A 9048-nucleotide genomic window follows, 5' to 3' on the forward strand; every position below is an offset into this window, starting at 1 on the left:
CGGCTCCGGCGGGAGCCGCCTCGAATCGGATGCCAGGGCTTGCGCCCAGGCGAACGGGAAGGGACGGTCAGTCGTCCAGCTTGACGTTGAACTGCATCGTGGCCTTGGCGCCAGGCTTGAGTTCACCCACGTTGCAGGTGACCGAGCCGGTGCCGCCATTGGCCGGCGTGGTGGCCTGACCCGGGGTGCAGATGGACGAGTCCTTGATGTCGACGTAGGTCGAGAAGGCCGGGACCGAATCGTTCATGATCACGTTGGTGACCGCGTCCACGCCCTGGTTGCTGGCCTGCACGCGATAGATCACGCACTCGCCGGGCTTGACCTGGATCTGGGTGGCGCTGAAAGCCAGGTCGACGACGCCGTCGCACTTCGCATCCAGGCCTTGTTCCTTGAGCAGCCGGATCTGCGCGGTCATCACGTTGCTGGTGTCCACCACGCTTTGCGCGGCCGGTTCGGGGCTGGCGCAGGCGCCGGCGCCGGTGCTGTTCTTGACGATGGCCTGCAGCGTGCGGTTGTCGGTTTCGCCGGCGGCCGCGCTCGACGGAGCGAAGACCTTGACGAACAGGCGCAGACCCTTGCCCGAAGGCAGCGTGCCCGCCACGGCGGCGGTGCCGTCGGTGTACTTGCCGGAGGCGGTGATCTGGGCCAGCGATTCGACCACGGGGTCGCTCGGATCCAGTTCGCCGTTGTTGTTGGCGTCGTAGTACACGACCGAGGTCCAGCCGTCGCCCGCCAGCGAGTTATCGCCCGAGAAGCTCATGGCCGAGCAGGTGCCGCCTTCGGCCTGGTTGCCCTGGTTGGTCAGCACGTGGCTATAGGTCACGCTGCCGCCGGGGGCGACCTGCTGGGTCTGGTTGGGCACCAGGGAGATCTGGCGGTTCGCGCTGATCGTCACGGCGTCGAGCTTGGCGCTGGACACGCCCGAGGTGCCGGTGGCCTTGAAGTACACCTTCTGCGTGCTCTGGGCCGCGTCTTCGGGCGTGGACACCACGGCGCAGGCGATCAGCGTGGCGTCGGGCGTGGTCGTGTCCGACGGGTCAGCCGTCTCGGTGACGCGGGCGTTCATGATCTGGGCGCCCGGCGCGTCGCAGGTGCCGGCGGTGGGCGAGCGGAATTCCACGCGCCAGCCGGCCGGGACGATGCCCGCGTTGAAGTCGGTGCCCGAGTACGACAGGGCGAAGGTGTCGACGCTGTTGGACTTGACGTACAGGGGGAAGGTGACGCTGCCGCCGATCGTCGCCGTCAGCGTGGTCTGGGGCGTGGCCGTGCCGCGCAGGGCGGCGGAGATGTCGTTGGCCAGCACGAAGGCGGCGGACGACAGCTTGGCCAACTGGTTCTCGACCGAATCGGTCTGCGACGGGTCGGATGTCGAGGCCGCGATATAGCTGGCCTGGAACGGGCCGTCGCCGGACGCGTTCATGGGCAGCTGCGCCTGCACGACGACGGGGTAGCCGCAAGCGTTGGTCTCGGCATCCTTGACCAGCGGCGCCGCGCAGACTCCGGCGGAGCCCGAGGCGGGAATCGGCGGCGTCAAGCCCTGGACCAGCGGCGTCGCGCCGTCGGCCTGGAACAGCATGAAGGTCGTGCCGGCCGGGAAGTTCTCCTTGGACAGCGTCAGCTGGTAGGTCTCGGTGTCGTTGCCGGTGTTCCAGATCACGTCGGTCCAGTGCACCGTCGAGCCGGCGGTCGCCTCGGTCACCGTCAGCGGTTCGTTCGAACCGTTGACGCTGCTGGAGGTGCTGCCGTTGGCGACGACGCTCATGGCGCGCAGCACTTCGAAGATGACCTCGTTGGTGCGGCAGTCCTTGCCGCCGTCACCGATCTGGCAGGTGTAGTCGGCGGCGTTGGTCGTCATGTCCTTGCCGACCGTGGCGGTGTCGGCCACCTTGGCCTGGAAGGTCACGGTCTGGGTCGCGCCGGGATTGAAGCCCGTCAGCTTGACCACCACGTCGCCCGGCTTGGACGCCTCGGTGGGCGCCTGGTAGTCGATCGAGCCGCCGTTGCCGTCGCTTTTTTCGGCGCCGTCCGATGCGTCCGTCAGCGCGCCCTGGCCGTTGGACCAGGTGCCCGAGCCCGACACGTAGCGCAGACCCGCGGTGGGGCCGTTGCCGAGCGCGTCGGTGATGGTCAGATCGCCGGCCGCGTTGCCGGTGTTGGCGATGGTGAAGGTATAGGTGATCACCGAACCCGTCGGGCCGGAGGATTTGTTGGACGATTTGTTCACGTTGAACGCCGCGCCGTTGGCGATTTGCAGCGTGTCCGTGTTCTGCTCGGGCGCGCCGGTCGCGGCCGGGTCGGTGACGCTCTTGGCGTGGACGGCGATCGTGGCTTCATCGCCCGTGGAGGCCTGGCCGTTGACCGTGGCGCCGATGACGAAGCGGTAGAGGCCGCCGGCCAGCACCGAGGTGGTGGTGAAGGGCGTGCCGCAAGCGCCGATCGGGGTATTCGAATCGGGCAGGCCGTTGCCGTCCTCGTCGATGTAGATATCGCAGGTCGAGGCCGGCGAGCCGACGGTGTTGGCGGGCTTGTCGACCGTGATCTTGAAGGTGTCGGCGGCGTTGCCGGTATTGGTCAGCGTGTGCGTGAAGTACACGGTGGATCCCGGCGAGGCCTGCTTGGTGTTGTCGCTGGCCAGGCTGAACGCGGCCTTGGGCAGCACCAGGGTCTCGACGGCGTTGGATTGCGACACGCGGTCGACGCCCTGGCCGTCGGTGTACGACGCAGCGGCCTGGTTGCTGATGATCGTGCCGGCGGCCGGGGTTGCCGCCTGGGCCATGCCCGAGGTCAAAGACCAGGCCACCAGCGCTGGCGCGGCGGCGCCGAGCCAGCGCGTGGCGCTCTTCTTGGGTAGAGCTCTCATGAATTTCCTTAGAGGTGGAACCATCGAACGCGGCCCTCCGCCGTGTTCGGACGCAAAGCGTCCCCCGGGGCGCGCGGAAATCCGGCGCCGCGATGAAGGAAACGCGATGTGGGTAGCGGGCGGCGCGGCAAAAGGGCGCGCCGCCATGGCGGGCGGCTTAGTCCTTGGCCGTCTCGGCAGGCGTGTCGGTCACGCGCACGCGGGCCGTGGCCTTGAAGCTGCTGCCAGCGGGAAGGTCAGTCACCGGCCAGCGCAGCGCGCGGTAAGCCTCGGGCGGCACGGCGATTTTTTCTTCCTGGCCCTGCGCATTGCGCTCGACGCGCATCAGCGGCATGGCTTCGAACTTGCCGCCGTCCGCGCGAGCCTGCGCCTGCGCCGGCCGCGCCGAGGACGGCACGTAGGCGGTGCCGGGAGGCACCGGCAGCGTCAGGGCCTGATCCTTTAGCGTGGCGCGGGAGACGTTGCGCAGCTCGGCGCGGTATTCGATGACGTCGCCGGGCTTGGCGGATTCGGCGCGCTTGAATCTCTCCTTGCCGGCCTTGTCCAGCGTGACCGACCAGGCGCTCAGCGTGACGCTGACGGGGGCGGGCTGTTCGACGCGCTTGGCGGCCGGAACGGCTTCCTTGGCGTGGGCGAGCGGCGCGGCCAACACGACGCTGGCGGCAAATATCAATCCCAGAACCTTCTTCATGATGAGTCCTCTTATTCAATGTTTTGAACGCCGTCGCGATTGCGAGCATGCTGCGGCGGCGATTCAGCGGGCGCCTGCTTCGACACGCGGCAGGGGACTGGCGCGTGCTCCCGGCGCGGGGAACTGCGGCGAACGATCGACGGGACGGATGCTTGTCCGGCGCATGCCCCGGCCAGGAATGGCGGGGCGGATGCCGACAGGTCGCGCTGGCCGGGCGAGGCGCGGGCGGAGCGTCTGTGCGCGCCTGCCAGGGCCTGCGGTGATTCAATCCGGAAAGGCCGGCATGACGACTGTCGGGATCGTCATCCCTGGGGAAAACAGGGACGGCGTTGATGTTGCCGATTCGTTCGAGAATGACCGCCCGCGTGTCGCTGGGCGCGGCAGTGCTTGCCGGGCCGGGACCGTCGCGGAACAGTCATCATGCCGGCAGTGTAGAAAGCCCCGGACGAGGCGCATACAAAGTTGAAGAGAGTCTTAAGAACCGGCCGCCAGGCCTGGAAAGATGCGGCTCTCGGCGGATTCGGAGCGCTCGTTCACAGGCCGTTTGGAACGGCTTGTAACGGTTGGATGCGCGAGGCGCGGCGCGGGCGGCTTCAATCGATTGCGCGGGGAGACCGCGCGCCGCCCGCCGGCGGGGTCAGAGCCCCAGCTCGCTCCACATGGCGTCCACGCGCTGTTTGACCTCGGCGTCCATCACGATGGGCGTGCCCCATTCGCGGCTGGTCTCGCCCGGCCATTTGTTGGTGGCGTCCAGCCCCATCTTGCCGCCCAGGCCGGAGACGGGCGAGGCGAAGTCCAGGTAGTCGATCGGCGTGTTCTCGACCAGCAGCGTGTCGCGCACAGGGTCCATGCGCGTGGTCATGGCCCAGACCACTTCCTTCCAGTCGCGCGGATCGATGTCCTCGTCCACCACCACGATGAACTTGGTGTACATGAACTGGCGCAGGATGCTCCACAGGCCGAACATGACACGCTTGGCGTGGCCGGCGTATTGCTTGCGGATCGACACGACGGCCAGGCGGTAGCTGCAGCCTTCGGGCGGCAGGTAGAAGTCCACGATCTCCGGCAGTTGGCGGCGCAGCAGTGGCACGAACACTTCGTTCAGCGCCACGCCCAGCACGGCCGGCTCGTCCGGCGGCTTGCCGGTGTAGGTGGAGTGATAGATGGGATTGCGCCGCATCGTGATCCTTTCCACCGTGAAGACCGGGAACCAGTCCTGCTCGTTGTAGTAGCCGGTGTGATCGCCGTAGGGGCCTTCCAGCGCCATCTCGTAGCCGGTGTCCGGGGGCGGCGGGGCGCCCTCGGGCACGGCGGGCGGCAGCGCGCGCGGGTCGGAGGCCGGCAGCAGATGCCCTTCGAGCACGATCTCGGCCCAGGCCGGCACCGACAGGTTGCTGCCCAGCGCCTGCGCGACCTCGGTGCGCGAGCCGCGCAACAGGCCGGCGAACTGGTATTCGGACAGGCTGTCCGGCACCGGCGTGACCGCGCCCAGCGTGGTGGCCGGGTCGGCGCCCAGCGCCACGGCGATGGGGAAGGGCGTGCCGGGATGGGCGATCGCGTGGTCGCGGAAATCCAGCGCGCCGCCGCGGTGCGACAGCCAGCGCATGATGAGCTTGTTCGGCCCCAGCAATTGCTGACGGTAGATACCCAGGTTCTGGCGCTTGGCGTTGGGGCCGCGCGTGATCACCAGGCCCCAGGTCAAGAGCGGCGCCACGTCGCCAGGCCAGCAGGTCTGGATCGGCAGGCGGGTCAGGTCCACGTCCTTGCCTTCCCAGACTACTTCCTGGCAGGCCGGACTTTTGACGTTCTTGGGGCTCATGTCCCACAGCGCCGACTTCAGCATCGAGACTTTGGCCAGCGCGTCACGCAGGCCCTTGGGCGCTTCGGGCTCGCGCAGCGAGGCCAGCAGCTCGCCGATGTCGCGCAAGGCGCTGACGTCGTCGGCGCCCATGCCGCGCGCCACGCGCGCCGGCGTGCCGAACAGGTTGGCCAGCACCGGCATCTGCGCCGGGCGGCCGTCGTGCTGTGCGTTCTCGAACAGCAGGGCCGGGCCCGAGGCGCGCAGCACGCGGTCGGAAATCTCGGTCATTTCCAGGCGCGTGGAGACGGGCGCGGCGATGCGCTTGAGTTCGCCCATGCGTTCGAGTTGAGCGAGAAAGTCTCGAAGGTCGCGGTATTTCACTACAGATCCCGGCAATTTGGTTACATTTCGATCAGCCAGAGAGGTTAACATTAACCCCCTCTTTGATACGCAGGAGGTCTTTATGCCCGATGCGTCAGTGGCCAGCCTGTTCAGGCGCATGGCCCAAGGAGTGCACCACTATCTTGCCGAATCCCTGCGCATTTGCTCCGTCTACCTGGGCATTGCCGTGATCGTGACGGTAAGCATGGGATTCGCCCTGCCTGGTTTGCGCGACCAGGCATTGCAGGTGCACAAAGCCTTGTTGACCGCCCTCGCGCCTACATCCATGCAAGCGGGTTCCGAGTCCGATACCGGATCCGAACTCAGCATAGATTCGTCCTCGGCCATCGCGATGGCCGTGCCCGCCGCGCCCGCCAGCAACGCCACCGGCATGCTGGGGCCGGCCCGCGTGGCGCCGCCGGCGCCCAAGAAGCCCGCCATGGTCGCCACCGGCCCGCAGGCCGAAGCCTTGCGCAACTATATTTCGCGCAAGTACAAGGTGGCCTATGACGCCACCGGCCCGCTGGTGGGCACGGTGTACAAGGTCGGCCGCGATAAGCAGCTCGATCCGCTGTTGCTTTTGGCCGTGATCGCCATCGAGTCGCGCTACAACCCGCTGGCCGAAAGCCATGTGGGCGCGCAGGGCCTGATGCAGGTCATGACCAGCGTCCACCAGGACAAGTTCGACGCGGTCGGCAAGAATCCGCTGGATCCCGGCGCCAACATCATGGTGGGCGCCACCATCCTGAAGGACTGCATCAACCGGCGCGGCTCGGTCGATGGCGGACTGGCCTGCTACGTCGGCGCAACCGGCCCCGACGACAACGGTTATGGCGCCAAGGTGCAGGCCGAGCGCCGGCGCCTGGCGCTGGCCTCGGGCATCGCGCTGGCGAGGGATTGACCCCGATCCGGTCGCGCCCCGGCCACAGGAAAACGCGCCCCGAGGGGCGCGTTGTTTTTCATGGAACCCAAGCGCCGGTTCAGTGACCCAGCAGCTTGCCCATGCGGTCGACGGCCGCTTCCAGCCGGTCCAGGCCGGTGGCATAGGAGAAGCGCATGGTGTGGTCGCCGTGGGCCGGACCGAAGTCCAGGCCCGGCACGGCCGCGACGCCCGCTTCCAGCAGCAGGCGTTGCGAGAAAGCGGTGCTGTCCATGCCCAGGTCGCTGATGTCGGCGTAGATATAGAAGGCGCCGTCCGGCTTGACCGGCACGCGCAGTCCCAGACGCTCGAATTCGGGCAGCAGGTAGTCGCGGCGCTGCTTGAAGGCTTCGCGGCGGTGCGCGAAGGTCTTGAGCGCGTCGTCGGTGAAGCAGGCCAGCGCGGCGTGCTGGGCCAGCGTGGGCGCGCAGATGGCCAGGCTGGAGGCGATCTTCTCGACCGCCTCCAGCATGTTGTCGGGCACGATCATCCAGCCCAGGCGCCAGCCGGTCATGTGGAAGTACTTGGAGAAGCTGTTGATGACGATGACGTCGTCGTCCAGCGTCAGCGCCGAGCGCGGCTGGCCTTCATAGGACAGCCCCAGGTAGATCTCGTCGACGATGGCGAAGCCGTCGCGGGCGCGCACCTGGGCCAGCAGCTCGGCCAGCTCGCCGTGCGCGATCGAGGTGCCGGTGGGATTGCTGGGCGAGGCCACCAGCACGCCCTGGGTGGCGGGCGTCCAATGTTGCGCCACGTCCTGGGCGGACAGCTGGAAGCGCTTGTCGGCGGTGCTGGGGATCAGGCGCGGCACGCCGCCGGCGGCCAGCACAAAGTTGCTGTTGGCAGGATAGGAGGGGTCGGGCATGAGCACTTCGCCGCCGGCGTTGACCAGCGCGGCGCAGGCCAGCGTCAGGGCGCCGGAGGCGCCGGCGGTCACGATCACGCGCCGGGGATCGACGCGGGCGCCGAACTGGTCGAGGTAGAAGCCGGCGATGGCCTCGCGCAGCGCGGGCAGGCCGGCGGTCGGGCTGTAGCCGCTCAGGCCGGAACGCGCCGCGCGCTCCAGCGCTTCCACGACCTGGGGCGGCGCGGTAAAGTCCGGTTCGCCGATGCCCAGGCTGATAATGTCCTTGCCCGCGGCCTGCAGGGCCTGCGCCTGCTTGAAGAGTTCCATGACTCGGAATGTCAGAAAGTCGTTGGTGCGATGGGCAAGGCGGGGCATTTGATTCTCGAAGCGATCTGAAGCAGAAGGGGGATTGTAGTCATGCAGCCATCCCGGCGCGCTTTCCTGCTCGGCCGGCGTCCCGTGCAGACGCCTTGGGCCCGATTCATCCAGCGCCTGACGCTGTTGTGCCAGGGGGCCGTGCGCGACCTGGGCGAGGCCGGCGCGGACGGCCCGCGCGGCTGGCTGGCGCCCGCGCGCGAGGGCGACCTGGCCCACGCCCGGGCGCTGTGCGCCGAGTACGGCGTGGCCCTGGCGCTGGACGGCGCGGAGGGAGCCGCCGTTGGTCCCTGCCTGCGGGTGGATCCCGCGAACCTCAGCGGCCTGGCCCGCCTGGCCGGAGACACGCCGCGCTGGCGGGCCCAGCCCGGCGTGCCGCTGGCGGTGCTGGCGCAAGCCGGCCTGCGGCAGTTCGACGGCCTGCCCGGCGCCATGACGCTGGCCGAATGGCTGGCGGCGCCAGCCGCCTGGCCGGCGGGACGCTGCGCGCAGTCCGGGGTCCTGGCGGCCGACGTGGTGCTGGCCGACGGGGTGGAGGAAACCTTGGGGCCTTTTGGCGAGAGCGACGAACGGCCGCTGCGCTCGGCCACGCTGCAGCGGCTGGTGCCGGCGCTGTTCCAGCTGAGCACGGGGCCGGACGCCGCCGCCTGCGCCGTGGGCGGCGCCTGGGCCGGTCGTTACCGGCTGGACGCGCTGCGGCCACAGGCGCCCGCCACGGTCAACCTGGCGCATCTGCTGCTGGGGCACGGCGGCACGCTGGCCTGGGTGCAGGAGGTGCTGCTCACGGCCGTGCCGGCGGCCGGGGAAGCGGCAGGCGGCGACGCGCCGCCGTTGGACGATGCGGCCCGGGAGGCGGGACGCCGGCTGGATGCCCGGATCAAGGCGCTGTTCGACCCGGATGGTCGTTTTCCCTTACTCGCTTTCGCGCAATAGCGGCGGTCCGCGGGCCGCGGGTAAGATGGGCTGGCCCCGCCGGCGCGGGCTGGCGGACGGGCGCGGCCCGCGCCCGCAGCCATATCGCGCCGGCCGCCGTAGGAATAGAATTTCCCCCTTTCCTGTACTAGCACTTGCTTCTCGCCGATCCCATGGATGCCAATCTTCGCAAAGCCGCCCTCGAATATCACGAGTTCGGGCGCCCCGGCAAAATCTCCGTCACCCCCACCAAGCAGCTGAC

At 68.8% G+C, this 9048-nt stretch carries 7 protein-coding genes; 3 read left to right on the top strand and 4 right to left on the bottom strand.

What is annotated here, in order from left to right; translation table 11 throughout:
• Nucleotides 1-67: 67 nt before the first annotated feature.
• The 3 genes from ACEU5R_RS04045 to ACEU5R_RS04055 all read right to left on the bottom strand — a co-directional run bounded on the left by ACEU5R_RS04045 (nucleotide 68) and on the right by ACEU5R_RS04055 (nucleotide 5733).
• Entirely contained in the window at nucleotides 68-2860 is a 2793-nt protein-coding gene (locus ACEU5R_RS04045) for a hypothetical protein (protein WP_392409170.1), read from the bottom strand.
• Between the two features lie 157 nt (nucleotides 2861-3017).
• On the bottom strand, nucleotides 3018-3551 hold the full coding sequence (locus tag ACEU5R_RS04050; RefSeq protein WP_392409171.1) for a hypothetical protein: 534 nt from the start codon (nucleotides 3549-3551) through the stop codon (nucleotides 3018-3020).
• Nucleotides 3552-4188: 637 nt separating this feature from the next.
• A complete protein-coding gene (locus tag ACEU5R_RS04055) occupies nucleotides 4189-5733 on the bottom strand; it encodes a UbiD family decarboxylase (protein ID WP_392409173.1) in 1545 nt (514 codons plus the stop codon).
• Between the two features lie 82 nt (nucleotides 5734-5815).
• On the opposite strand from ACEU5R_RS04055, the gene ACEU5R_RS04060 reads away from it, so the two are divergent.
• Nucleotides 5816-6634, top strand: coding sequence for a lytic transglycosylase domain-containing protein (locus tag ACEU5R_RS04060; protein ID WP_103275851.1), 819 nt, complete (start codon nucleotides 5816-5818; stop codon nucleotides 6632-6634).
• A gap of 79 nt (nucleotides 6635-6713) precedes the next feature.
• Here the strand turns inward: ACEU5R_RS04060 and ACEU5R_RS04065 are convergent, their stop codons facing one another.
• Nucleotides 6714-7874: a pyridoxal phosphate-dependent aminotransferase gene (locus tag ACEU5R_RS04065; protein ID WP_392409175.1), complete on the bottom strand. Its 1161-nt coding sequence runs from the start codon at nucleotides 7872-7874 to the stop codon at nucleotides 6714-6716.
• 42 nt (nucleotides 7875-7916) lie between these two features.
• Here ACEU5R_RS04065 and ACEU5R_RS04070 point away from each other — a divergent pair, with 42 nt between their 5' ends.
• Together ACEU5R_RS04070 and ACEU5R_RS04075 are read left to right on the top strand one after the other, a co-directional pair.
• The gene (locus tag ACEU5R_RS04070; RefSeq protein ID WP_392409177.1) at nucleotides 7917-8807 is read left to right on the top strand and encodes an FAD-binding protein; all 891 of its coding nucleotides are present in this window, start codon (nucleotides 7917-7919) and stop codon (nucleotides 8805-8807) included.
• A gap of 152 nt (nucleotides 8808-8959) precedes the next feature.
• A partial coding sequence (locus ACEU5R_RS04075) for a hypothetical protein (RefSeq protein ID WP_392409181.1) occupies nucleotides 8960-9048 on the top strand: 89 nt, incomplete at its 3' end.

Source organism: Achromobacter sp. 413638 (genome assembly GCF_043119405.1).
GTDB lineage: Bacteria > Pseudomonadota > Gammaproteobacteria > Burkholderiales > Burkholderiaceae_B > Achromobacter.